Origin of the sequence: Pseudomonas sp. B19125 (assembly GCF_044218855.1) — a bacterium.
Classification (GTDB): domain Bacteria; phylum Pseudomonadota; class Gammaproteobacteria; order Pseudomonadales; family Pseudomonadaceae; genus Aquipseudomonas; species Aquipseudomonas edaphica.
This window is the reverse complement of the sequence record NZ_CP162589.1, coordinates 6061484-6085729: the sequence shown is the minus strand read 5'-3', so window position 1 is coordinate 6085729 and position 24246 is coordinate 6061484. Positions and strand designations below refer to the sequence as shown.

The window sequence follows — 24246 nt, the reverse complement described above, 5'->3', positions numbered from 1 at the left end:
AGCTATCGCAGGCAAGCCAGCTCCCACGTTAGATTGCATTCACAGGTCGGTCAGTGGCGGCCTGGGTATTCTGTGTGAAGCTTATCCAGCAGCGCATCCTTGTCTTCCCACAACCGGTTGATCCACCCCTGGAACGCCAACCGATATTCCCCATCCTGCTCATAATTCTTGCCGATAAACACGGCTGGAATCTGCACTTCCTCAAAGTGCACCACCACGTCTTTCACATTCCCGCACAACAAATCCCAATACCCTGGACGCCCGGCCGGGTAGTGGATGGTCACGTTCACCAATGACTTGAGCTGCTCGCCCATGGCATCCAGCACAAACGCAATGCCACCGGCCTTGGGCTTGAGCAGGTAACGGAACGGCGATTTCTGCTGTGCGTGCTTGCCCGGCGTAAACCGCGTGCCTTCGGCAAAGTTGAAAATACCCACCGGGTTGTCGCGAAACTTCGCGCAGGTCTTGCGCGTGGTTTCCAGGTCTTTGCCTTTCTTCTCCGGGTGCTTCTCCAGATAAGCTTTGGTGTAGCGCTTCATAAACGGGAAGCCCAGCGCCCACCATGCCAGGCCAATCACCGGCACCCAGATCAGTTCCTGCTTGAGGAAGAACTTCAGCGGCCGAATCCGGCGATTGAGCACGTATTGCAGCACCATGATGTCGACCCAACTCTGGTGGTTACTGGTCACCAGATACGAGTGCTGGTAGTCCAGGCCTTCAAGGCCAGTCAGGTGCCAGCGTGTGCGTCGCACCAGGTTCATCCAGCCCTTGTTGTTGGTCACCCAGGCTTCGTGGGTGTGGTTCATCAGCCATTCGCTGAAGCGTTTGGCAAATGGCAGCGCCTTGAACAGCGCGACAACAAACAGGAACGAACACAGCAGGATCGTGTTCAGCGCCAACAACAAGGACGCGATTACCCCGCGTACGGCGGCAGGTAGAAAATCCAGCATTTAGATATCCATAGGTCGGTTGGCGGCTTGAATCGCCGTCAGGGCGATGGTGTACACGATGTCGTCCACTTGTGCACCGCGCGGCAGGTCGTTCACCGGTTTGCGCAAGCCTTGCAGCATGGGGCCCAGGCTTACGCAGTCGGCGCTGCGTTGCACGGCCTTGTGCGTGGTGTTGCCGGTGTTCAGGTCCGGGAACACAAACACCGTGGCTTTACCGGCGACCTGGCTGTTGGGCGCCAACTGCCGGGCGACGGTTTCATTGGCGGCGGCGTCGTATTGCAATGGGCCGTCGATCAGCAGCGAGCTTTGCTGTTCGTGGGCGAGCAAGGTGGCTTCGCGGACTTTCTCCACTTCTTCGCCGCTGGCCGAATCACCGCTGGAATAGCTGATCATCGCCACCCGTGGCGTAATGCCGAAGGCAGCGGCGGAGTCGGCACTTTGCAGGGCGATTTCCGCCAGTTCCACGGCGCTTGGGTGCGGGTTCATCACGCAGTCGCCGTACACCAGCACCTGCTCGGGGAACAGCATAAAGAACACCGACGACACCAAGGTGCAGCCCGGCGCCGTTTTAATCAGCTGCAGGGCAGGGCGGATGGTGTTGGCGGTGGAGTGAATAACCCCGGAAACCAGGCCGTCCACTTCATCCAGCGCGAGCATCATGGTGGCGATCACCACCGTATCTTCCAATTGTTGCTCGGCCATCGGCGCGTTGAGGCTCTTGCTCTTGCGCAGTGCGACCATTGGCTCGACATAGCGCTGGCGAATCAGGTCCGGGTCGAGAATCTCCAGGCCTTCGGGCAATTCGATGCCGTGGGCGCGGGCGACGGCTTCCACGTCGGCAGGTTTGGCCAGCAGCACGCAGCGCGCAATGCCCCGGGCCTGGCAGATGGCGGCGGCCTGCACGGTCAACGGCTCGCTGCCCTCGGGCAACACGATGCGTTTGTTGGCGGCCTGGGCGCGCTGGATCAACTGATAGCGGAACACCGCGGGCGACAGGCGCATTTCCCGTGGCGTGCCGCAGCGTTGGTGCAGCCAGCGTGCATCGAGGTGGCTGGCGACGAAATCGGTGATGATCTCCGCGCGCTCGCGGTCATCAATCGGGATTTCTTTGTTCAGGCTGTTGAGCTGGTTGGCCGTGTCGTAGGAGCCAGTGCTCACGGAAAGGACTGGCAGCCCGGCCTGGAAGGCGCCACGGCACAGGTCCATGATGCGCGGGTCGGGCAGGGTGTCGCTGGTCAGCAGCAGGCCGGCCAAGGGGACGCCGTTGATCGCGGCGAGGCTGACGGCCAGGATGATGTCGTCACGGTCGCCCGGCGTTACCACCAGCACGCCCGGCTTTAGCAGCTCCACGGTGTTACGCATGGTGCGCGCGCAAATGATGATCTTGGTCATGCGCCGGGTTTCGTAGTCGCCGGCGTTGAGGATCTGTGCGCCCATCAGGTCGGCCACGTCGCGGGTGCGCGGGGCGTTGAGTTCGGGCTGGTAAGGGATGCAACCGAGCAGGCGGAAATCGCCGCTGCGCAACAGGGGCGAATGCTCTTTTAGGCGCGCCGAGAAGGCTTCCATGCTTTCGTCGGTGCGCACTTTGTTGAGGATCACGCCCAGCACTTTCGGGTCTTTGGGGCCGCCGAACAGTTGGGCCTGCAATTCCACGCGGCCCGATAGCTCGGTGAGCACTTCGTTTTCCGGTGCCGACACCAGGATCACTTCTGCGTCGAGGCTCTTGGCCAGGTGCAGGTTGACCCGCGCCGCATAGCTGGCGCTGCGGGTCGGCACCATGCCTTCGACGATCAGCACGTCTTTGCCCACGGCGGCTTGCTGGTACAGGGTGATGATTTCTTCGAGCAGCTCGTCGAGCTGGCCGTCGCCGAGCATGCGTTCCACATGGGCCAGGCCCAAGGGTTGTGGTGGCTTAAGGCCGTGGGTGCGCGCCACCAGTTCGGTGGAGCGCTCGGGGCCGGTGTCACCCGGATGTGGCTGGGCAATCGGTTTGAAGAAGCCGACTTTCAGCCCGGCCCGCTCAAGGGTGCGCACCAGCCCAAGGCTGATGGAGGTCAGACCCACACCAAAATCGGTGGGCGCGATAAAAAAAGTCTGCATGCGAATTCTCTGGAGGTGCATGGCTTCGGTGGCGTTCTATGGCTGAGCGCCTACCGGGAATCAGGCACCAAGGTTATCGTTATTCAGGCGCTTGCGCACACCAGCCGCACGTAAAGGGTTGGCCTATTTTTTCAAGACGTTGCGCGGTATCGAGTACCCAGGCGCGCGACTGCCATGGCGGCTGGTGGCGCAGGTGCTGGGTGTGGCCGCAAGACAGCTCGGCCACCCAATGGTTGTCCTCATCCTGATGGAAACCGATGATGAAGGATGCCGTTGATCGGTTCCGTCTGTCCGGGTTCTGTTCGCTTTCGGGCAAATCCTTGTTTAGACTTGTCCGTTCTTCATTCTTATGCAAAAGGTCTCGCCCCATGACGATCGCCGCTAACAAGGCTGTCTCCATCGACTATACCCTGACCAACGACGCTGGTGAGGTCATCGACAGCTCCGCCGGCGGCGCGCCGCTGGTCTACCTGCAAGGTGCAGGTAACATCATCCCGGGCCTGGAGAAGGCTCTGGAAGGCAAGAACGTCGGTGACGAACTGACTGTCGCCGTAGAACCTGAAGATGCTTACGGCGAATACTCCGCCGAACTGGTCAGCACCCTGAGCCGCAGCATGTTCGAAGGCGTTGATGAGCTGGAAGTGGGCATGCAGTTCCACGCATCCGCTCCGGACGGCCAGATGCAGATCGTCACCATCCGCGATCTGGACGGCGACGACGTGACTGTCGACGGCAACCACCCTCTGGCTGGTCAGCGGCTGAACTTCCAAGTGAAGATCGTTGCTATCCGCGACGCCTCCCAGGAAGAAGTGGCCCACGGCCACGTCCACGGTGAAGGCGGTCATCACCATTGATTGTGGTTTGATCAATAGGTAGCAAAAACGCCCCGACTGGTTCGGGGCGTTTTTTTTGCGCCCGAAAATACACTGCAGTTCAAGTGTGGGAGCGGGCTTGCCCGCGATGAGGGCGTGTCAGCCGCCTTATACATCACTGACCCACCGCAATCGCGGGCAAGCCCGCTCCCACATTTTTGATCTTATCGCGCACAAACAAAAATGCCCCGGACCTTTCGGTTCGGGGCATTTCTTAACTGTTACGCAACCTGAGTTACGTGGCAGTTGTTACCACTTAGGCTGCTGCAGCGACGTTCAGAGCCTTGATGTGGCCATTCAGGCGGCTCTTATGACGAGCGGCTTTGTTCTTGTGGATGATGCCTTTATCGGCCATACGGTCGATAACAGGCACAGCCATGTGGGAGCAACTGTCTTAACCCACCGTCCGTCAGCGCCATTCTGTACCGTCTCGCAGCATGGCATTTAGTCTGATCAGCAGTATCCGCATGCAGGCGATGAGCGCGACTTTCGCGCTCTTGCCTCGCTCCCTTAGAGCCTCGTAGCGCGTTTTAAAGTCTGCTTGAAAGCGGATAACAACCCAACTCGACATGTATAACGCATGCCTGACACGGGTTCTTCCTCCGTATATCTGCCGTTTTCCATTGTGGTTTCCGCTGTCGTCGTTGTAAGGGGCTATGCCCGCTAACGCCGCCACTTCTCTGCGATCCAACTCGCCCAACTCCGGCAAGTAAACCAGCAAACTGGCGGCCGCGACTTTGCCAATCCCCTTCACAGACATGAGTCGCCTGGCCTTTTCTGCATCCAAATCAAACATGCCCTGAACGAGGTGTTTTTCCAGGGCTTTGATCTGCGCTTGCAGGTAGCGAATATGATCTTTGGTAGCGCTGACAACGGTTGGCAACTGAGCCTGCTGAAGTCGACGCTTATTGTCGTCGCGCTGCTGAACGAAGTGCTCACGTAATTGGATCAGTTCGCGCAGAGCTTCGCGCTCAGGAGAAATGACCTTTTCGTGAGACCCATGCAGCACTTCGGCAAAATCAGCCAGAACTGCCGCATCAATCGGGTCGGTCTTGGCATTTTTGCCCATGGCCACCGCGAAGGCTCTGGCCCGACGAGGATTGATTCGGAGCACTTGGAAATTCGTCTGTTGCAGTGCCGCCATGACCTGGCGCTCGTAGCCTCCCGTGGCCTCCAGCAATACCCGGCCAACCTCATAGCAGCTCAATCGTTTGATCAGCTCAACAAAGCCTTCAGATGTGTTTGGAATCTCGAAGCCTTCTTTCTGAGGTTGAACCCAGACAACAAGGTTTAATTTAGAGATATCGATGCCGACCCAGGAAATCATGGCAAAACCCTCTTACACTCAGGAGTGAGAGTGCTCTGGCTATGCCCACGCTTGTGATTCGAGTGGTGCTCGTCCAACTGTTCGGGCTTGTCGGCCAGAGTGGAAAGGTGGATGGCAGCTTTGCTCCCACTCGTGCTTCTAGCACCGCGGACTCACAGCTTGCCATCCACCCCTCTCACCTCAGAGTTTATTCCCAGATCAAGACACAAGCGGGCTTGCCCGCGATGGGGGCGTGTCAGCTGGCCTGTTCACCACGGACCCACCGCAATCGCGGGCAAGCCCGCTCCCACATTTTGATCCGTGCGCCCAAGTTATTGAGCACAAACAAAAATGCCCCGGACCTTTCGGTTCGGGGCATTTCTTAACTGTTACGTAACCTGAGTTACGCGGCAGTTGTTACCACTTAGGCTGCTGCAGCGACGTTCAGAGCCTTGATGTGGCCATTCAGGCGGCTCTTATGACGAGCGGCTTTGTTCTTGTGGATGATGCCTTTATCGGCCATACGGTCGATAACAGGCACAGCCAGAACGTAAGCAGCTTGAGCTTTTTCAGCGTCTTTGGTGTCGATGGCTTTAACTACATTCTTGATGTAGGTACGAACCATGGAACGCAGGCTGGCGTTGTGGCTGCGACGCTTCTCAGCCTGTTTTGCACGTTTTTTGGCGGAAGGTGTGTTGGCCACCGTCGAGCTCCTCGAAAGACTTTTTAGGAAATAGCAAACAAAATAGGCCGCGAATCATGCCGATGACTTGATGGGTTGTCAAGGGCGGCTGATGCGAACTGCTGAGTGGTCGATCTGAAGAGGCGGGTGATTTATTTCCGGCGCTTGACCTGTAAACTCGCGAGCTTTGGCTCTGTGCTGTTGCAGGCGCGCAGTATCGCATAAGTGGGCGCTTTGTTCGCCTGCTCTTTATCTAAAGGCGCAAACTCTTTCAATGAATCTGCTCAAATCGTTGGCTGCCGTCAGCTCTATCACGATGATCTCCCGGGTTTTAGGGTTTGTGCGTGACACCCTGCTGGCGCGCATTTTCGGCGCCAGCATGGCCACGGATGCGTTCTTTATTGCCTTTAAACTGCCCAACCTGTTGCGGCGGATCTTCGCCGAGGGCGCATTCTCCCAGGCTTTCGTGCCGATCCTGGCCGAATACAAAACCCAGCAGGGCGAAGAGGCGACCCGTACCTTTATTGCCTATGTCTCGGGCTTGCTGACCCTGGTACTGATGCTGGTAACCCTCGTCGGCATGCTTGCCGCGCCCTGGGTGATCTGGGCCACGGCCCCCGGTTTTGCCAATACCCCGGAAAAATTCGCGCTGACCACTGACCTGTTGCGGGTGACCTTTCCTTATATATTGCTGATTTCGCTGTCTTCCCTGGCCGGGGCGATCCTCAATACCTGGAACCGTTTCTCGGTACCGGCCTTCGTGCCGACATTGCTGAACGTCAGCATGATTATTTTCGCGCTGTTCCTGACGCCGTACTTCGACCCGCCGGTTATGGCCCTGGGCTGGGCGGTGCTGGCCGGCGGCCTGGCGCAGCTGCTGTACCAACTGCCGCACCTGAAAAAAATCGGCATGCTGGTGCTGCCGCGCCTGAACCTCAAGGACACCGGCGTATGGCGCGTGATGCGCAATATGCTGCCGGCGATCCTGGGCGTGTCGGTGAGCCAGATTTCCCTGATCATCAACACTGCGTTCGCATCCTTGCTGGTGTCCGGTTCGGTCTCCTGGATGTACTACGCCGATCGCTTGATGGAGTTGCCGTCCGGCGTACTGGGTGTAGCCTTGGGCACAATCTTGCTGCCGACGCTGTCGCGCACCTATGCCAGCAAGGACCGCCAGGAGTACTCGCGCATCCTCGACTGGGGCCTGCGCCTGTGCTTTATGCTGGTGTTGCCGTGTTCCCTGGCCCTGGGCATTCTGGCTGAGCCGTTGACCGTGTCGCTGTTCCAATACGGCCAGTTCAGCGCGTTTGACGCGTCAATGACCCAGCGCGCACTGGTCGCCTACTCCGTCGGTCTGCTCGGCATTATCGTGATCAAAGTGCTGGCGCCGGGCTTCTACGCCCAGCAAAACATCCGCACGCCGGTCAAGATCGCAATCTTCACACTGATCGTCACGCAACTGCTCAACCTGGTGTTTATTGGCCCGTTGGCCCATGCCGGCCTGGCCCTGGCCATCAGCGCGGGTGCCTGCATCAACGCGGGCCTGCTGTTTTATCAACTGCGCAAGCAGCAGATGTATCAGCCGCAGCCGGGCTGGGGCCTGTTTGCCCTCAAGCTGCTGGTGGCGGTGGCGATGATGTCGGCGGTGTTGTTGGGCCTGATGCACTTCATGCCCGCCTGGGATCAAGGCCATATGCTTGAACGCTTCATGCGCCTGGGTGTTCTGGTCGTGGCAGGTGTGGTGGTGTACTTCGGGATGTTGCTGTTGCAAGGCTTCCGTCTGCGTGATTTCAATCGAAAGTCGCTTGGCTAGAGACTTTGCCGTGATAAAACGGTTGTTTTATCGATTCGATCCATTTGGCCTGCGCTGTTGCCTGTCGTCCGGGGCCGGGTGTGGTTATAATCGACCACTTTATGAGCAAGAAGCGCGTTATGCAGCTGGTTCGAGGTCTCCACAACCTGCGCCCCGAGCATCGGGGCTGCGTCGCCACTATTGGCAACTTTGACGGTGTTCACCGTGGCCACCAGGCTATCCTGGGCCGGCTGCGTGAACGTGCGGTCGAGTTGGGCGTGCCCAGCTGCGTGGTGATTTTTGAGCCACAGCCGCGGGAATACTTTACCCCCGAGACGGCTCCGGCGCGCTTGGCCCGCCTGCGCGACAAGCTGCAACTGCTGGCTGAAGAGGGCGTGGACCGTGTGCTGTGCCTGGCCTTCAATCAGCGTTTGCAAAGCCTCAGCGCCGCCGAGTTCGTTGACCGTATCCTGGTAGATGGCCTGGGCGTGCAGCACCTGGAGGTCGGCGACGACTTCCGTTTCGGCTGCGACCGCGTCGGCGATTTCGACTTCCTGCAACACGCTGGTGTGAATCAAGGTTTTACCGTCGAAGCCGCGCAAACCGTCGAACTGGACGGCCTGCGCGTGAGCAGTACCCAGGTGCGTAACGCACTGGCGGCTGCCGACTTCGCCTTGGCCGAGCGTTTGCTCGGTCGCCCGTTCCGCATTGCCGGGCGGGTATTGCACGGTCAGAAGCTGGCGCGCCAACTGGGCACGCCAACCGCCAACGTGCAGCTCAAGCGTCGTCGTGTGCCACTCACCGGGGTTTACCTGGTAAGTGTCGACATCGACGGCCAATCGTGGCCGGGAGTCGCCAACATAGGCGTCAGGCCCACGGTTGCAGGTGATGGAAAGGCCCACCTGGAAGTTCACCTTTTGGATTTTGCCGGTGATTTGTATGACCGGCGTTTAACGGTGGTTTTCCACCAGAAGCTGCGTGAAGAGCAGCGTTTCGCCTCCCTTGAGGCGTTGAAAACGGCGATCAATGCGGATGTCGCCGCCGCCCGTGCACTAGCCGCACCTAGCGCCCATCGCTAACCGAAGAGCCTTAAATGACCGACTATAAAGCCACGCTAAACCTTCCGGACACCGCCTTCCCAATGAAGGCCGGCCTGCCACAGCGCGAACCGCAGATCCTGCAGCGCTGGGACAGTATTGGCCTGTACGGAAAGTTGCGCGAAATTGGCAAGGATCGTCCGAAGTTCGTCCTGCACGACGGCCCTCCTTATGCCAACGGCACGATTCACATCGGTCATGCGCTGAACAAAATTCTCAAGGACATGATCCTGCGTTCGAAAACCCTGTCGGGCTTCGACGCGCCTTATGTTCCGGGCTGGGACTGCCACGGCCTGCCGATCGAACACAAAGTCGAAGTGACCTACGGCAAGAACCTGGGCGCGGATAAAACCCGCGAACTGTGCCGTGCCTACGCCACCGAGCAGATCGAAGGGCAGAAGTCCGAATTCATCCGCCTGGGCGTGCTGGGCGAGTGGGACAACCCGTACAAGACCATGAACTTCAAGAACGAGGCCGGTGAAATCCGTGCCTTGGCTGAAATCGTCAAAGGCGGTTTCGTGTTCAAGGGCCTCAAGCCCGTGAACTGGTGCTTCGACTGCGGTTCGGCCCTGGCTGAAGCGGAAGTCGAGTACGAAGACAAGAAGTCCTCGACCATCGACGTGGCCTTCCCGATCGCCGACGACGACAAGCTGGCCCAAGCCTTTGGCCTGTCGAGCCTGCCAAAGCCTGCAGCCATCGTGATCTGGACCACCACCCCGTGGACCATCCCGGCCAACCAGGCGCTGAACGTGCACCCGGAATTCACCTACGCCCTGGTGGACGTCGGTGATCGCCTGCTGGTGCTGGCCGAAGAAATGGTCGAGGCCTGCCTGGCGCGCTACGAGCTGCAAGGTTCGGTCATCGCCACCACCACCGGCACTGCGCTGGAACTGATCAATTTCCGTCACCCGTTCTATGACCGTCTGTCGCCGGTGTACCTGGCTGACTACGTGGAGCTGGGTTCGGGTACTGGTGTGGTTCACTCCGCGCCGGCCTACGGCGTTGATGACTTTGTGACCTGCAAAGCCTACGGCATGGTCAACGATGACATCCTCAACCCGGTGCAGAGCAATGGCGTTTACGCGCCGTCGCTGGAGTTCTTTGGCGGCCAGTTCATCTTCAAGGCCAACGAGCCGATCATCGACAAACTGCGTGAAGTCGGTTCGCTGCTGCACACCGAAACCATCAAGCACAGCTACATGCACTGCTGGCGTCACAAGACCCCGCTGATCTACCGCGCTACCGCGCAGTGGTTTATCGGCATGGACAAAGAGCCGACCAGCGGCGACACCCTGCGTGTGCGCTCGCTCAAAGCCATCGAAGACACCAAGTTCGTCCCGGCCTGGGGCCAGGCGCGCCTGCACTCGATGATCGCCAACCGTCCGGACTGGTGCATCTCCCGCCAACGTAACTGGGGCGTGCCGATCCCGTTTTTCCTGAACAAGGAAAGCGGCGAGCTGCACCCACGTACCGTTGAACTGATGGAAGCAGTGGCGCTGCGCGTTGAGCAGGAAGGCATCGAAGCCTGGTTCAAGCTGGACGCCGCCGAACTGCTGGGCGACGAAGCGCCGCTGTACGACAAGATCAGCGACACCCTCGACGTGTGGTTCGACTCGGGTACCACCCACTGGCACGTGCTGCGCGGTTCGCACCCGATGGGTCACGCCACCGGCCCGCGTGCCGACCTGTACCTGGAAGGCTCGGACCAACACCGTGGCTGGTTCCACTCGTCGTTGCTGACCGGCTGCGCCATCGACAACCACGCGCCGTACCGCGAACTGCTGACCCACGGCTTCACCGTCGACGAGACGGGCCGCAAGATGTCCAAGTCGCTGAAAAACGTGATCGAGCCGAAAAAGATCAACGACACCCTGGGCGCCGATATCATGCGTCTGTGGGTCGCCTCGACCGATTACTCGGGCGAAATCGCCGTGTCGGACCAGATCCTGGCCCGTAGCGCCGATGCCTACCGCCGTATCCGTAATACCGCACGCTTCCTGCTGTCGAACCTGACCGGTTTCAACCCGGCCACCGACATCCTGCCGGCCGAGGACATGCTCGCCCTGGACCGTTGGGCCGTGGACCGTACGCTGTTGCTGCAGCGCGAGTTGCAGGAACACTACGGCGAATACCGTTTCTGGAACGTGTACTCCAAGATCCACAACTTCTGCGTGCAGGAGCTGGGTGGTTTCTACCTCGATATCATCAAGGACCGCCAGTACACCACCGGCGCCAACAGCAAGGCGCGCCGCTCGGCGCAGACCGCGCTGTACCACATCTCTGAAGCGCTGGTGCGCTGGATCGCACCGATCCTGGCCTTCACCGCTGACGAACTGTGGGAATACCTGCCGGGCGAGCGTAACGAATCGGTGATGCTCAACACCTGGTACGAAGGCCTGACCGAATTGCCGGCCAACTTCGAACTGGGCCGCGAGTACTGGGAAGGCGTGATGGCCGTCAAGGTTGCGGTGAACAAGGAGCTGGAAGTTCAGCGCGCGGCCAAGGCCGTCGGTGGCAACCTGCAAGCCGAAGTCACCCTGTTTGCCGAGGAAGGCCTGACCGCCGACCTGGCCAAGCTGAGCAACGAACTGCGCTTCGTACTGATCACCTCGACCGCGAGCCTGGCACCGTTTGCCCAGGCACCTGCGGACGCAGTGGCCACCGAAGTGCCGGGCCTCAAGCTCAAAGTGGTCAAGTCGGCCTTTCCTAAGTGCGCCCGTTGCTGGCACTGCCGTGAAGACGTCGGCGTGAACCCAGAGCATCCGGAAATCTGCGGTCGTTGCGTCGACAACATCAGCGGTGCTGGCGAGGTTCGCCACTATGCCTAATGCTTCCAGTCGTTTCGGACGTCTGGGTTTGCTCGTGCTGAGCGTGCTGGTCCTGGTCATTGACCAGGTCAGCAAGGCTCATTTCGAAGGCTCCCTGCAGATGTTCCAGCAGATTGTGGTCATTCCTGACTACTTCAGCTGGACCCTGGCCTACAACACCGGTGCTGCCTTCAGCTTCCTGGCGGACAGCGGCGGCTGGCAGCGCTGGCTGTTTGCCTTGATCGCGGTGGTTGTCAGCGCTGTGCTGGTGGTCTGGCTCAAGCGTCTGGGCCGTGATGATACCTGGCTCGCCATTGCCCTGGCCTTGGTGCTGGGCGGCGCGCTGGGCAACCTGTACGACCGCATTGCCCTGGGCCATGTGATCGACTTTATTCTGGTGCATTGGCAGAACCGCTGGTACTTCCCGGCGTTCAACTTTGCCGACAGCGCCATCACCGTCGGTGCAATCATGCTGGCGTTGGACATGTTCAAAAGCAAGAAAACCGGAGAGACCGTCAATGACTGATCAGGTATTGGCTGAGCAACGCATCGGCCAGAACACGGAAGTCACTTTGCATTTCGCACTGCGCCTGGAGAATGGCGACACGGTCGACAGCACGTTCGACAAAGCCCCGGCGACCTTCAAAGTCGGTGATGGCAACCTGCTGCCGGGTTTTGAAGCGGCACTATTCGGTTTCAAGGCCGGCGACAAGCGCACCTTGCAGATCCTGCCGGAAAACGCCTTTGGCCAGCCCAACCCGCAAAACGTGCAGATCATCCCGCGCTCGCAGTTCCAGGACATGGACCTGTCGGAAGGCCTGTTGGTGATCTTCAACGATGCGGCGAACACCGAGCTGCCCGGCGTGGTTAAAACCTTCGATGACGCGCAAGTGACCATCGACTTCAACCACCCGTTGGCCGGTAAAACCTTGACGTTTGACGTTGAAATCATCGACGTTAAAGCGCTCTGACTGACGAAACCGGCGCTTATGGGGCCGGCTTGTGTGGGAGCTGGCTTGCCTGCGATAGCATCACCTCGGTGTACCTGATACACCCGGTCGTTTGCATCGCGGGCAAGCCAGGTTCCCACAGGGGCTTACTCCTGTAGAGTTGAGTTGATCCAATTTCTTGCCCTGCAAGACACGAGGCACAGCATGCAAATCAAACTCGCCAACCCCCGTGGCTTCTGCGCCGGTGTGGACCGGGCGATCGAAATCGTCAATCGCGCCCTGGAAGTGTTCGGGCCGCCGATTTACGTGCGCCATGAAGTCGTCCACAACAAATTCGTGGTTGAAGACCTGCGCGCACGCGGGGCTATCTTTGTCGAAGAACTCGACCAGGTGCCGGACGACGTTATCGTCATCTTCAGCGCCCACGGCGTGTCCCAGGCAGTACGTACCGAAGCGGCGGGCCGTGGCCTCAAGGTGTTTGACGCCACCTGCCCGCTGGTGACCAAGGTGCATATCGAAGTCGCGCGCTATAGCCGCGACGGCCGTGAATGCATCCTGATCGGCCACGCCGGTCACCCGGAAGTCGAAGGCACCATGGGGCAGTACGACGCCAGTAATGGCGGCGCCATCTACTTGGTAGAAGACGAAAAAGACGTGGCCGAGTTGCAGGTTCAAAACCCTGATCGCCTGGCCTTCGTGACGCAAACCACCCTGTCGATGGACGACACCAGCCGTGTGATCGATGCCCTGCGCACGCGTTTCCCGGCAATTGGCGGCCCACGCAAGGATGACATCTGCTACGCCACGCAAAACCGCCAGGACGCGGTCAAGCAACTGGCCGACGAATGCGATGTGGTTCTGGTGGTCGGCAGCCCCAACAGCTCCAACTCCAACCGCTTGCGCGAACTGGCTGAACGCATGGCCACGCCGGCCTACCTGATCGATGGCGCTGAAGACATGCAGCGCAGTTGGTTCGACGGCGTTGAGCGTATTGGCATCACCGCAGGGGCTTCCGCTCCAGAAGTGCTGGTGCGCGGTGTGATCCAGCAACTGCAGGCCTGGGGCGCCACCGGCGCGGATGAATTGGCCGGTCGCGAAGAGAACATCACGTTCTCCATGCCCAAAGAGCTGCGGGTTCGTTCGCTGCTCTGAGTGCCACGGTGCCGGAGCCGCACAGCGCCTGCTCGGTGGCCTCACTGCGCAGGCTGATGCGCCCGCTGGGCGCCAGCACCACTTGATAGAGGCTCTGTACCGGGTCGGTGCCGCAGATGTGCACCGTACCGGCGCGGAAGCCACCTCCCGCAAACACCGGCTCACCCAGCCCGCTGAAGCGTACCTGGCTCTTGACTGGCCCATTGCCCGCCATCAGCACGCGCCCATTGCCCTGCCGTTCCAGCAGTATAGGGTTGTCGGTACCCGGCTCGCCGCGCCCGCTTGTATCCACGATGATTTGCCATCCTCGGCTCCAATCGTTCTCCAGCGCCTGAATGATCACTGCGCGATTGCGGGTGATTGCCTCAGTGCGCGCCAACCGCAGGCCTTCGGCAAGTGAGTGTGCCGCGCTGCGTTGCTGCTGCGACGCAAGCAACCCCTTGAAGGCGGGCACTGCCACGGTCACCAGGATGCCGCCCAGTAACAGGCCGAACAGAAGTTCGATCAGGGTGAAACCGCGTTGTTGCATAGTCTGTCCCTCCATGGGCAAGGGTAAAAATGGGTTTGGAGACCTAGGTATAGCGCCCGGCGGCGGGGCTGAATGATGGCCTTTATGTCCAAAGTATTTCCCTTTGTTCCGATAGCAGCGCGAGCCAAAAACCGGCGCTAGTCTTGGGTCTCACAGCAGCATTGCGCTGCTTTTTTCAGCCTTCGACACGGATGACGACGGTAATGCTTGCCTGCCCGAACAGACTTTTTCCCTGCGTGCTGCCTCGACAGCAAACCGGCATGACCTTGATCGAAGTGCTGGTGGCGGTGCTGATTCTCGCCGTCGGGTTGCTGGGCGCCGCAGTGACCCAGCTCAATGCACTCAAGTACACCGACAGCTCAAGGATGACCAGCCAGGCCAGTTTCATTGCCTACGATATGCTCGACCGAATCCGCGCCAACTCAGGTGCCGACTATGCATGGGGGGGCGCGCAAACCGCCCCCGTCCTTAGCGCGACGGCCAGCGTGCGGGACCTGGACCTGCATGACTTCGAAGCCAATATCATCGGCTTCGCCGGCGAGGACGCCAAAGGCTCGGTGGTGATCAGCGGTGGCGAGGTAACCGTGAGCATCAGTTGGGATGACGCCCGTGGGGCGAATACGCCCGGGGCGCGGGAAACCTTCACCCTCACCAGCCGCATTACCAGCGACCCGCAGGTGCCTCAATGAGAAGCTTTGTCCGTGGCTTCAGCCTGGTGGAGTTGTTGCTCGCGCTGGCTGTCGGGTTGCTGCTGGTGCTGGGTGTCAGCCAGGTGACGATCAGCGCTCGCGCGACTCAAGCCAGCCAACAGGCCGCCATGCTGCTGCAGGATGACGCGCGGTTTGTGCTGGGCAAGATGATCCGGGATATCCGCCAGGCGGGCATGTTCGGCTGCCTGGCGACAGCCGCTATCGACAACGCACCCCCAGCCTTTGATCAACCTGTGGGTTGGCATTCTGCAGGCAGTTCCTGGTCGCTGACGCTGGTCACCGCCGATGTCGCAGGTGAGGGCGGCACGCCTGACTGGACGGTGCTCTCTGACTGCCTCGGCACGGCCCAGGCCTACGCGGGGAATTCACCGCCACCGACGCCAGGGCAGATCCGCTTTGCGCTGCGCCAACTCACCTACACCTATGAAACTGGGCAATTGAAGGTCAGTACGCCTGCGGCGCCGGCCAAGGCGGTGCTGTTGGACAACGTGCAGGCCTTCGACATCAGTTTCGGCGTGGCGGGCAAACCAGGTTCGCCTCAGGTAGCGCGCTATGACGCCAGCCCGGCGGATGAATCGCTGATCCGCAGCGTACGCTTGCGCATGACGCTGCAAGACCCGACCGGGCGCGTGAAAGATCAGGCCTACAGCGTCGTCGCAGCCCTGCGAAACCGGTTGGGGTAGGGCAGCATGTTCAATCATCAACGCTTTTATGCAGGGCAAGCCGGCATGGTTTTACTGATCAGCCTGGTGTTTCTGCTGGTGCTGTCACTGATCGGCCTGGCATCGATGCAAGGGGCGGTGTCCCAACAAAAGATTACCGGCAGCGTATGGCATCGAAACCAGTCATTCCAAAGCGCCGAAAGTGGCCTGCGGTTGGGTGAGTCGGTGATCCGGCGGGCAGGCGCGACACTGCCGGTGTGTCGGGCAATCAATTCCTGTGCGCCGCCGGTCGAGTCGTCGCAGGTGATAGAGGCAGGCACAAACCCCGTGTCAGCGGTCACTTGGGTTGCCCTGAAGGGTGGCCTGTATGGCGTGCAATCCCTGGGAGTGGGCGTGGGGATGGCGGGTTTGCCTGCCGAAACACCGGCCGCGTTGTACCGCGTGACGGCGGTTGGGAGCAGTGGCCAAGTGCGCACGGTGCTGGAGGCGGTCTATGCACAGGCAGAGGGCGGTCTGAGCGTTCATCGGGTGCTATGGCGACAACTTCACTAGTGAGGAGCGTATCAATGGGCAAGGATTGCCAAGGTTTTACCCTGATCGAGTTACTGGGCGCGGTCGCGATCATCGCGTTTTTGGCCGGGATTGCTTACCCCGCGTATACCGGGCAGGTGAAAAAAGCCTACCGCGCGCAGATCGTTGCACTGTTGATTGAGCAGGCGCAGCACCTCGAACGTTTTTACACGCGCCACGGCACTTTTATTGATGCAAGCGGCGCCATTGCCGGCAATGATCACTATAGAATCAGCACTGCATTGAGCCCCCAGTCATTCACACTGGTCGCCTCGCCTGCAGTCGGCGCCATCATGGCAAATGACCCATGCGGTGAGTTCAGCTTGTCCAGCACCGGCGTTCGCAGCAACCCGGGCGCGATACCTGAAATGTCGCGCCAGGCGTGTTGGGGGCAATGATGAGAGTACTGGATGAATGGGCGCCGGGTGCGCTTTTCCCTTTTTATCGGCTGGATCAAATGATGGCTAAGCAACAGCAAGTGGTGATTGTCGGTGGCGGTGTCATCGGCTTGTTGACCGCGTTTAACCTGGCCACGGAGGGGCAGGCCGTGGTGCTGCTGGAGCGGTCGGGGCTTGGGCAGGAGTCTTCCTGGGCGGGTGGCGGCATTGTTTCGCCGCTGTATCCATGGCGCTACAGCCCGGCGGTCACCGCACTGGCCCATTGGTCGCAGGATTTTTACCCGCAGTTGGCAGAGCGGCTGTTTGCGGCCACCGGGGTTGATCCAGAGGTTCACACCACAGGCCTGTACTGGTTGGACCTGGAAGATGAAGCCCAAGCGTTGGCTTGGGCTGCCCGAGAAGGTCGCCCGTTGAGCAAGGTAGATGTGTCGGCCGCCCATGATGCCGTGCCGGTGCTGGGCGGTGGATATTCCCAGGCGATCTACATGGCGAACGTGGCCAATGTGCGCAACCCGCGTCTGGTCAAATCCCTCAAGGCTGCGCTGTTGGCGTTGCCGGGCGTGACCCTTCATGAGCAGTGCGAAGTGGAGGGGTTTGTTATTGAAGGTGGCAACGTCGTGGGTGTAAATACCGCTGCGGGGCCGATCCTGGGCGATCAGGTGGTGCTGGCTGCGGGCGCCTGGAGCGGCGAAATACTCGGCAAGCTGGGTCTGTCGCTGCCAGTGGAGCCGGTCAAAGGCCAAATGATTTTGTACAAATGTGCGTCGGATTTTTTGTCGAGCATGGTGCTGGCCAAAGGGCGTTATGCGATCCCGCGGCGTGACGGGCACATTCTGATCGGCAGCACGCTGGAGCATGAAGGGTTCGACAAGACCCCGACCGAGTCGGCCTTGGAAAGTCTCAAGGCGTCGGCGGTGGAGTTGATTCCCGCGCTGGCAGACGCGCAGGTCGTAGGTCACTGGGCCGGTTTGCGCCCCGGTTCACCGGAAGGTATCCCTTACATCGGTGAAGTGCCCGGTTTCAAAGGGCTTTGGCTCAACTGCGGGCATTATCGCAATGGGCTGGTGCTCGCGCCGGCATCCTGTCAACTGTTCGCTGACTTGCTGTTGGGGCGTCCCCCGATCATTGACCCGGCGCCGTATGCGCCCGCCGGTCGGATCAACGCTGAATAGATTTCGGCCCTTGTTCCAGGTGCGCCTGGGTGCAGTACCACTCCTGGCGTGAATTGAGTGCGCGATCTTGCGGCAGGTGCACGCCGCAGTGGGCGCAGCGCACCATCAGGGCCGCGCCCGGCTCGGCGGAGCGTTGCTGTTTAGCCGCCGGGCTTTTGAATTTGCGCCAGAACCATACCGCGGCAGCAATGACGGCAATCCAGAACAGTAGACGAAGCATGATGGGCAGTTTCTCGACAGGGAATGCGCCAGTTTAGCCAAGCGCGTGGCAAGCGCACAGCGCAATAACAAGACGCCCACAAAAAAGGAGCCTCGAGAGGCTCCTTCTTGATGACGCTGTGTGCAATCAGTCAAACACGCCGAAGGTCATGTAGCTGAACCACGAACGGTCTTCATTGTTGCCCAGGGCCTGCGGTGCTTCTTCTTCGATCACGTCGCCATTGGCGTCATGCGGCTTGAGCTCCGAAGGAATGGCTTCCTTGGCGTCCTGGAACTGCTTCATCACGTCCTGGTTGGCGCGGGTTTCGCCCGGCGGCAACGGTGGGCGGGAACTGATCAGGCCCAGGGTGTATTTGCTCAACCAGGAACGGTTGTCTGCTTCAGCTACCCGAGGCACGAACTGGCCGTCTTTCAGACTTGGGGAGTCCGGGTAGTTGAGCTTCAGGGTTTCCAGGCTGGTGGTTGCCAATGCATCCAGGTGCAATGCCTGGTAAGCCTGGGTCATCACCGCCAGGCCATCACCCACGGATGGGGTCTCCTGGAAGTTCTCAACTACATAACGACCACGGTTGGCGGCAGCTACATACGCCTGACGGGTCAGGTAGTAGTCGGCCACGTGAATCTCGTAGGACGCCAGCAGGTTGCGCAGGTAGATCATGCGCTGCTTGGCGTCCGGCGAGTAGCGGCTGTTGGGGTAGCGGCTGGTGAGCTGGGCGAACTCGTTGAAGGAGTCGCGGGCAGCACCAGGGTCACGCTTGGTCATGTCCAGCGGCAGGAAGCGCGCCAGCAGGCCAACGTCCTGGTCGAACGAGGTCAGGCCCTTCATGTAGTAGGCGTAGTCCACGTTCGGGTGCTGCGGGTGCAGGCGGATGAAACGCTCGGCGGCGGATTTTGCAGCTTCCGGCTCCGCGTTCTTGTAGTTGGCGTAGATCAGCTCGAGCTGTGCCTGGTCGGCATAGCGCCCGAACGGATAGCGCGACTCCAGGGCCTTCAGCTTGGCTGTGGCACTGGTGTAGCTATTATTGTCCAAGTCTTTTTGAGCTAATTGATACAGCTCGACTTCGCTCAGGTTTTCGTCGACGACTTCCTTTGTTGACGAGCAAGCAGCAGTCATGGCGAGGATGGCGATCAGCAGCAGGTGTTTCACTTGCATGGCGGCTTGCGTCCCTATGACGGCCGCTGTCTTGGGCGGGGCCGTCCTGTTATGATGAGCGCCCCGTTGAAAGCCTCGGGGCAAAAGACGCCGTATTTAACCACAAGCGCGCAGCCGAAACCAAAGGCTGTGCCACGCCTAGTCTGAGCATGTCCGATAAAATTGAACTTCGCGCAGAGGTGCCGTCCGAATTGGGCGGCCAACGCCTCGATCAAGTCGCCGCACAATTATTCGCTGAGCACTCGCGCTCGCGCCTTTCCGCCTGGATCAAAGACGGCCGCCTGACTGTGGATGGAGCGGTTATCCGCCCGCGAGACATAGTCCATGGCGGTGCGATTCTTGAGCTGACTGCCGAGCAGGAAGCCCAGGGAGAATGGGTCGCCCAAGACATCGAGCTGGATATCGTCTATGAAGACGATGACATCCTGGTCATCAACAAACCTGCAGGCCTGGTGGTTCACCCGGCGGTCGGGCACGCTGATGGCACTTTGCTCAATGCCTTGTTGCACCACGTGCCGGACATCGTCAACGTGCCGCGCTGCGGCATCGTGCACCGCCTGGACAAGGACACCACCGGCTTGATGGTGGTGGCCAAGACCATTCAGGCGCAGACGCAGTTGGTCACACAATTGCAGGCCCGCAGTGTCAGCCGGATCTACGAATGCATCGTGATCGGCGTGGTGGTGGCGGGTGGCAAGATCAACGCCCCGATCGGCCGCCACGGCCAGCAGCGCCAGCGTATGGCTGTGATGGAAGGCGGCAAGCCGGCCGTCAGCCACTACCGTGTGCTGGAGCGTTTCCGCTCCCACACGCATGTGCGGGTGAAGCTGGAGACCGGCCGCACGCACCAGATTCGCGTGCATATGGCGCACATCAACTTCCCGTTGGTCGGAGATCCGGCCTACGGTGGTCGCTTCCGTATTCCGCCAGCGGCCAGCCAGACCATGGTTGAATCGCTGAAAACCTTCCCGCGCCAGGCACTGCATGCACGTTTCCTGGAGCTGGATCATCCGACGAGCGGTAAGCGGATGAGCTGGGAATCGCCTCTGCCGGACGATCTGGTCTGGTTGTTGTCGCTGCTCAAGCAGGATCGCGAGGCGTTTGTAGGATGAGTGACTGGCTGATTCCTGACTGGCCCGCGCCGTCGGGAGTCAAAGCCTGCGTCACCACCCGTGCGGGCGGCGTCAGTCTGGCGCCGTTCGACAGCCTTAATCTGGGCGATCATGTCGAGGACAGCCTTGAGGCCGTCCTTGAAAATCGCCGCCGCCTCACTGATACCTTTGATATTCAGCCGGCCTGGCTGCGCCAAGTCCACGGGGTGCGCGTGGTCGAGGCTGATCCGGATCGCATTGCCGAAGCGGATGGCAGTTGGACCAGCACGCCCGGCGTCGCCTGCACCTCAATGACCGCCGATTGCCTGCCCGCGTTGTTCTGCAACCGCGCCGGCACACGTGTGGCGGCTGCCCATGCCGGTTGGCGCGGGCTGGCGGCCGGTGTATTGGAGGCTGCGTTTGAAAGCTTGAATGCCGAGCCCGATGAAGTACTGGTGTGGCTAGGCCCGGCCATTGGCCCGCAAGCGTTTGAGGTCGGCCCCGAAGTGCGTGAAGCCTTCATGCAGCAATTGCCGACCACGGCCGAGGCCTTTGTACCTAGCCGCAACCCCGGCAAGTACATGGCCGATATTTACCAGTTGGCGCGCCTGCGCCTGGCCGCGCGCGGTGTCACCGCTGTATATGGTGGCGGTTTATGCACCGTTACCGACCCACGCTTCTTTTCCTATCGTCGCAGCCCGCGCACCGGTCGGTTCGCCTCCCTTATCTGGCTTGAGCGCTAGACTCTCCTGACTTGGGTCAATGCTGATCCACATCAAGGATCAGTTGCTTGAATCTTCCAGAATCCACCCCATCTATAAGGGTATCTGGCAGGTTTCTTCATTCAGGATGTGTATTTCTAGCTCCGGCCTGCTCAAAAGGAAGGTGACTAATGCGTATTGATCGTTTAACCAGCAAATTGCAGTTGGCACTCTCGGATTCCCAATCCCTGGCGGTCGGCCTCGACCACCCGGCGATTGAGCCTGCGCACTTGATGCAGGCGCTCCTGGAACAGCAAGGTGGTTCTATTAAACCCTTGCTGATGCAGGTGGGCTTTGACGTCAACAGCTTGCGCAAGGAGTTGAGCAAAGAGCTCGACCAACTGCCGAAAATCCAAAACCCTACCGGCGACGTGAACATGTCGCAGGACTTGGCGCGCCTGCTTAACCAGGCCGATCGCCTGGCCCAGCAGAAAGGTGACCAGTTCATTTCCAGCGAACTGGTGCTGCTCGCCGCGATGGACGACAACAGCAAGCTTGGCAAATTGTTGCTGGGCCAAGGCGTGAGCAAAAAAGCTCTGGAAAACGCCATCAACAACCTGCGTGGCGGCGAGGCGGTGAATGACCCCAATCATGAGGAGTCGCGCCAGGCCCTGGACAAATACACCGTCGACCTGACCAAGCGCGCCGAAGAAGGCAAGCTGGACCCGGTGATCGGCCGTGACGACGAAATTCGTCGCACCATCCAGGTGTTGCAACGCCGCACCAAGAACAACCCTGTGCTGATCGGTGAGCCTGGCGTGGGTAAGACCGCGATTGCCGAAGGCCTGGCCCAGCGCATCATCAATGGTGAAGTGCCGGACGGCCTTAAAGGCAAGCGCTTGTTGTCGCTGGACATGGGTTCGCTGATCGCCGGTGCCAAGTTCCGTGGCGAGTTCGAAGAACGCCTGAAGTCCCTGCTTAATGAACTGTCGAAACAGGAAGGGCAGATCATTCTGTTTATCGATGAACTGCACACCATGGTCGGCGCCGGCAAGGGCGAAGGTTCGATGGACGCCGGCAACATGCTCAAGCCGGCGTTGGCGCGCGGTGAGTTGCATTGCGTTGGCGCGACCACGCTCAACGAATACCGCCAGTACATTGAAAAGGACGCGGCCCTTGAGCGCCGCTTCCAGAAAGTATTGGTGGAAGAACCGAGCGAAGAAGACACCATCGCCATCCTGCGTGGCCTCAAAGAGCGTTATGAGGTGCACCACAAGGTGGCGATCACTGACGGCGCGATCATTGCGGCGGCCAAACTGAGCCATCGCTATATCACCGACCGTCAGTTGCCGGACAAGGCCATCGACCTGATCGACGAAGCGGCCAGCCGCATTCGCATGGAGATCGATTCCAAGCCGGAAGTGCTCGACCGCCTGGATCGGCGCCTGATTCAGCTGAAAGTTGAATCCCAGGCACTTAAGAAAGAAGAGGACGACGCAGCGAAGAAACGCCTGGAAAAACTTCAGGAAGAAATCCTGCGTCTGGAACGCGAGTATTCGGACCTCGAAGAAATCTGGACCTCGGAAAAAGCCGAAGTGCAGGGTTCTGCGCAGATCCAGCAAAAGATCGAGCAGTCCCGTCAGGAGCTGGAAGCAGCGCGCCGTAAAGGCGACCTGAACCGCATGGCCGAGTTGCAGTACGGGGTGATCCCGGACCTGGAGCGCAGCCTGCAAATGGTTGACCAGCACGGCAAGCCCGAGAATCAGCTGCTGCGCAGCAAGGTGACCGAGGAAGAAATTGCCGAAGTGGTCTCCAAGTGGACCGGCATTCCCGTGTCGAAAATGCTTGAAGGCGAGCGCGACAAGCTGCTGAAAATGGAAAGCCTGCTGCACCAGCGCGTCATCGGCCAGGAAGAGGCCGTGGTGGCAGTGTCCAATGCGGTACGGCGTTCGCGGGCCGGTTTGTCCGACCCGAATCGTCCGAGCGGCTCGTTTATGTTCCTCGGCCCAACCGGCGTGGGTAAGACCGAGCTGTGCAAGGCATTGGCCGAGTTCCTCTTTGATACTGAAGAGGCCATGGTGCGCATCGATATGTCCGAATTCATGGAGAAACACTCGGTGGCGCGCCTGATCGGTGCTCCACCAGGCTATGTGGGCTATGAAGAAGGCGGTTACCTGACCGAAGCCGTGCGGCGTAAGCCTTACTCGGTGATCCTGCTGGATGAGGTCGAGAAGGCCCACCCGGATGTGTTCAACATCTTGCTGCAGGTGCTGGAAGATGGCCGGTTGACGGACAGCCACGGGCGCACGGTGGACTTTCGCAATACGGTGATCGTGATGACCTCTAACCTGGGCTCGGCGCAGATCCAGGAGCTGGTCGGTGATCGTGAGGCCCAGCGCGCTGCGGTGATGGATGCGCTGACCTCGCACTTCCGCCCGGAATTTATCAACCGGGTCGATGAAGTGGTGATCTTCGAGCCTCTGGCGCGGGATCAGATCGCGGGTATTACCGAGATCCAGTTGGGCCGTCTGCGTAGCCGCCTGGCCGAGCGTGAGCTTGACCTGGAGCTGAGCAGCGAGGCGTTGGACAAGCTGATCGCGGTGGGTTACGACCCCGTGTACGGCGCACGGCCTCTGAAACGTGCGATACAGCGCTGGATCGAGAACCCGTTGGCGCAGTTGATCCTGTCGGGCAGCTTCATGCCGGGGACCAGCGTGGCGGCCACGGTGGAAAACGACGAAATCGTCTTCCACTAAGCCCAGACTGTAAGGCGATAAGAGGAGGCCCCGCATTGCGGGGCCTTTTTTTTCGATAGGGCGTTGAACTGTAAGGCAAAGGCTTGTAAAGTGCGCCCCGCAGCAACGTCAGCCCACGGGTTTCTTCTCCCCAAGAAGAAATCAGAAACAAGCGCAAATCATTGTCTTAAAAGCAATTTAAAGGGTTGACAGGGGTTTTTAAGATTGTAGAATAGCGCGCCTCAGAGACGTGAACGTAGCGATACGGACAAGCCGATGAGAAGGTTGTAAAGCAGTAGAAGTTGTAAATTTGAAATATGTAGTTCCGTGATAGCTCAGTCGGTAGAGCAAATGACTGTTAATCATTGGGTCCCAGGTTCGAGTCCTGGTCACGGAGCCAATTTCAAAACCGGGGTATAGCGCAGTCCGGTAGCGCGCCTGCTTTGGGAGCAGGATGTCAGGAGTTCGAATCCCCTTACCCCGACCATTTTTGGGTCGTTAGCTCAGTTGGTAGAGCAGTTGGCTTTTAACCAATTGGTCGTAGGTTCGAATCCCACACGACCCACCATTTTTGAGACCAGTTAACGCTGGAATCGAA

Annotated in this window: 23 protein-coding genes, 3 tRNA genes and 1 pseudogene; 18 read left to right on the top strand and 9 right to left on the bottom strand. The window is 59.7% G+C overall.

Annotated features, from left to right (window positions below):
• Positions 1 to 50 precede the first annotated feature (50 nt).
• The 3 genes from AB4P96_RS27870 to AB4P96_RS27860 all read right to left on the bottom strand — a co-directional run bounded on the left by AB4P96_RS27870 (position 51) and on the right by AB4P96_RS27860 (position 3420).
• The gene (locus tag AB4P96_RS27870; RefSeq protein WP_138453572.1) at positions 51 to 950 is read right to left on the bottom strand and encodes an acyltransferase; all 900 of its coding nucleotides are present in this window, start codon (positions 948 to 950) and stop codon (positions 51 to 53) included.
• Complete coding sequence (pta, locus tag AB4P96_RS27865) at positions 951 to 3050, bottom strand: phosphate acetyltransferase (RefSeq protein WP_056859109.1); 2100 nt, start codon at positions 3048 to 3050, stop codon at positions 951 to 953.
• 79 nt (positions 3051 to 3129) lie between these two features.
• A complete protein-coding gene (locus AB4P96_RS27860) occupies positions 3130 to 3420 on the bottom strand; it encodes a DUF3565 domain-containing protein (RefSeq protein WP_017137610.1) in 291 nt (96 codons plus the stop codon).
• On the opposite strand from AB4P96_RS27860, the gene AB4P96_RS27855 reads away from it, so the two are divergent.
• The gene (locus AB4P96_RS27855; RefSeq protein ID WP_003188398.1) at positions 3419 to 3904 is read left to right on the top strand and encodes a peptidylprolyl isomerase; all 486 of its coding nucleotides are present in this window, start codon (positions 3419 to 3421) and stop codon (positions 3902 to 3904) included. The two genes, AB4P96_RS27860 and AB4P96_RS27855, sit on opposite strands and share 2 nt — an antisense overlap.
• Positions 3905 to 4178: 274 nt before the next feature.
• Here the strand turns inward: AB4P96_RS27855 and rpsT (AB4P96_RS27850) are convergent.
• The 3 genes and pseudogenes from rpsT (AB4P96_RS27850) to rpsT (AB4P96_RS27840) form a co-directional block, all read right to left on the bottom strand.
• Positions 4179 to 4298, bottom strand: a pseudogene (rpsT, locus tag AB4P96_RS27850) (30S ribosomal protein S20); the annotation flags it as partial.
• Between the two features lie 33 nt (positions 4299 to 4331).
• Positions 4332 to 5249 (bottom strand): IS110 family transposase, encoded by a 918-nt coding sequence (locus tag AB4P96_RS27845; protein WP_017139096.1) that lies wholly within the window; start codon positions 5247 to 5249, stop codon positions 4332 to 4334.
• 403 nt (positions 5250 to 5652) lie between these two features.
• The gene (gene rpsT / locus AB4P96_RS27840; protein ID WP_003171647.1) at positions 5653 to 5931 is read right to left on the bottom strand and encodes a 30S ribosomal protein S20; all 279 of its coding nucleotides are present in this window, start codon (positions 5929 to 5931) and stop codon (positions 5653 to 5655) included.
• A gap of 253 nt (positions 5932 to 6184) precedes the next feature.
• Between rpsT (AB4P96_RS27840) and murJ the strand changes: the two genes are divergently transcribed.
• From murJ to ispH, 6 genes are all read left to right on the top strand, one after another.
• Positions 6185 to 7723 (top strand): murein biosynthesis integral membrane protein MurJ, encoded by a 1539-nt coding sequence (gene murJ, locus AB4P96_RS27835; RefSeq protein ID WP_056859107.1) that lies wholly within the window; start codon positions 6185 to 6187, stop codon positions 7721 to 7723.
• A gap of 119 nt (positions 7724 to 7842) precedes the next feature.
• On the top strand, positions 7843 to 8781 hold the full coding sequence (ribF, locus tag AB4P96_RS27830; RefSeq protein ID WP_016971190.1) for a bifunctional riboflavin kinase/FAD synthetase: 939 nt from the start codon (positions 7843 to 7845) through the stop codon (positions 8779 to 8781).
• Between the two features lie 14 nt (positions 8782 to 8795).
• The gene (gene ileS, locus AB4P96_RS27825) at positions 8796 to 11627 is read left to right on the top strand and encodes an isoleucine--tRNA ligase (protein WP_017137608.1); all 2832 of its coding nucleotides are present in this window, start codon (positions 8796 to 8798) and stop codon (positions 11625 to 11627) included.
• Entirely contained in the window at positions 11620 to 12132 is a 513-nt protein-coding gene (lspA, locus tag AB4P96_RS27820; RefSeq protein ID WP_017137607.1) for a signal peptidase II, read from the top strand. The genes ileS and lspA overlap by 8 nt, the downstream gene beginning before the upstream one ends.
• A gap of 7 nt (positions 12133 to 12139) precedes the next feature.
• Complete coding sequence (gene fkpB / locus AB4P96_RS27815) at positions 12140 to 12577, top strand: FKBP-type peptidyl-prolyl cis-trans isomerase (protein ID WP_010213263.1); 438 nt, start codon at positions 12140 to 12142, stop codon at positions 12575 to 12577.
• 183 nt (positions 12578 to 12760) lie between these two features.
• Positions 12761 to 13708 carry a 4-hydroxy-3-methylbut-2-enyl diphosphate reductase gene (gene ispH / locus AB4P96_RS27810; protein ID WP_017137605.1) on the top strand — a complete coding sequence of 316 codons (948 nt, stop codon included), beginning with the start codon at positions 12761 to 12763 and terminating at the stop codon, positions 13706 to 13708.
• Here the strand turns inward: ispH and AB4P96_RS27805 are convergent.
• Positions 13662 to 14237, bottom strand: a complete 576-nt coding sequence (locus AB4P96_RS27805; protein ID WP_138451313.1) for a GspH/FimT family protein — start codon at positions 14235 to 14237, stop codon at positions 13662 to 13664. The two genes, ispH and AB4P96_RS27805, sit on opposite strands and share 47 nt — an antisense overlap.
• Before the next feature lie 203 nt (positions 14238 to 14440).
• Between AB4P96_RS27805 and pilV the strand changes: the two genes are divergently transcribed.
• The 5 genes from pilV (at position 14441) to thiO (ending at position 17749) form a co-directional block, all read left to right on the top strand.
• The gene (pilV, locus tag AB4P96_RS27800; RefSeq protein WP_177033710.1) at positions 14441 to 14926 is read left to right on the top strand and encodes a type IV pilus modification protein PilV; all 486 of its coding nucleotides are present in this window, start codon (positions 14441 to 14443) and stop codon (positions 14924 to 14926) included.
• Entirely contained in the window at positions 14923 to 15630 is a 708-nt protein-coding gene (locus AB4P96_RS27795) for a prepilin-type N-terminal cleavage/methylation domain-containing protein (protein WP_177033708.1), read from the top strand. Before pilV ends, AB4P96_RS27795 begins: the two co-directional genes overlap by 4 nt.
• 6 nt (positions 15631 to 15636) lie before the next feature.
• The gene (locus tag AB4P96_RS27790; protein ID WP_138451309.1) at positions 15637 to 16161 is read left to right on the top strand and encodes a PilX N-terminal domain-containing pilus assembly protein; all 525 of its coding nucleotides are present in this window, start codon (positions 15637 to 15639) and stop codon (positions 16159 to 16161) included.
• Positions 16162 to 16175: 14 nt separating this feature from the next.
• Positions 16176 to 16577 (top strand): type IV pilin protein, encoded by a 402-nt coding sequence (locus tag AB4P96_RS27785; RefSeq protein WP_395600321.1) that lies wholly within the window; start codon positions 16176 to 16178, stop codon positions 16575 to 16577.
• A 62-nt stretch (positions 16578 to 16639) separates the two neighbouring features.
• Positions 16640 to 17749 (top strand): glycine oxidase ThiO, encoded by a 1110-nt coding sequence (gene thiO, locus AB4P96_RS27780; protein ID WP_017137599.1) that lies wholly within the window; start codon positions 16640 to 16642, stop codon positions 17747 to 17749.
• Here thiO and AB4P96_RS27775 read toward each other — a convergent pair.
• Both AB4P96_RS27775 and AB4P96_RS27770 read right to left on the bottom strand, forming a co-directional pair.
• Positions 17736 to 17969 (bottom strand): PP0621 family protein, encoded by a 234-nt coding sequence (locus AB4P96_RS27775; protein ID WP_017137598.1) that lies wholly within the window; start codon positions 17967 to 17969, stop codon positions 17736 to 17738. The genes thiO and AB4P96_RS27775 overlap by 14 nt on opposite strands.
• A 126-nt stretch (positions 17970 to 18095) precedes the next feature.
• Positions 18096 to 19121, bottom strand: coding sequence for an outer membrane protein assembly factor BamD (locus tag AB4P96_RS27770; RefSeq protein ID WP_017137597.1), 1026 nt, complete (start codon positions 19119 to 19121; stop codon positions 18096 to 18098).
• Between the two features lie 149 nt (positions 19122 to 19270).
• On the opposite strand from AB4P96_RS27770, the gene rluD reads away from it, so the two are divergent.
• The 6 genes from rluD to AB4P96_RS27740 all read left to right on the top strand — a co-directional run bounded on the left by rluD (position 19271) and on the right by AB4P96_RS27740 (position 24216).
• On the top strand, positions 19271 to 20233 hold the full coding sequence (gene rluD, locus AB4P96_RS27765; RefSeq protein ID WP_017137596.1) for a 23S rRNA pseudouridine(1911/1915/1917) synthase RluD: 963 nt from the start codon (positions 19271 to 19273) through the stop codon (positions 20231 to 20233).
• Positions 20230 to 20955 (top strand): peptidoglycan editing factor PgeF, encoded by a 726-nt coding sequence (pgeF, locus tag AB4P96_RS27760; protein WP_177033704.1) that lies wholly within the window; start codon positions 20230 to 20232, stop codon positions 20953 to 20955. The genes rluD and pgeF overlap by 4 nt, the downstream gene beginning before the upstream one ends.
• Positions 20956 to 21104: 149 nt before the next feature.
• The gene (clpB, locus tag AB4P96_RS27755) at positions 21105 to 23669 is read left to right on the top strand and encodes an ATP-dependent chaperone ClpB (RefSeq protein ID WP_017137594.1); all 2565 of its coding nucleotides are present in this window, start codon (positions 21105 to 21107) and stop codon (positions 23667 to 23669) included.
• Between the two features lie 303 nt (positions 23670 to 23972).
• Positions 23973 to 24048, top strand: a tRNA-Asn gene (locus tag AB4P96_RS27750).
• A gap of 10 nt (positions 24049 to 24058) precedes the next feature.
• Positions 24059 to 24135: transfer RNA gene (locus AB4P96_RS27745), tRNA-Pro, on the top strand.
• A gap of 5 nt (positions 24136 to 24140) precedes the next feature.
• Positions 24141 to 24216 (top strand) — tRNA-Lys (locus AB4P96_RS27740).
• The last annotated feature ends 30 nt before the right edge of the window (positions 24217 to 24246 follow it).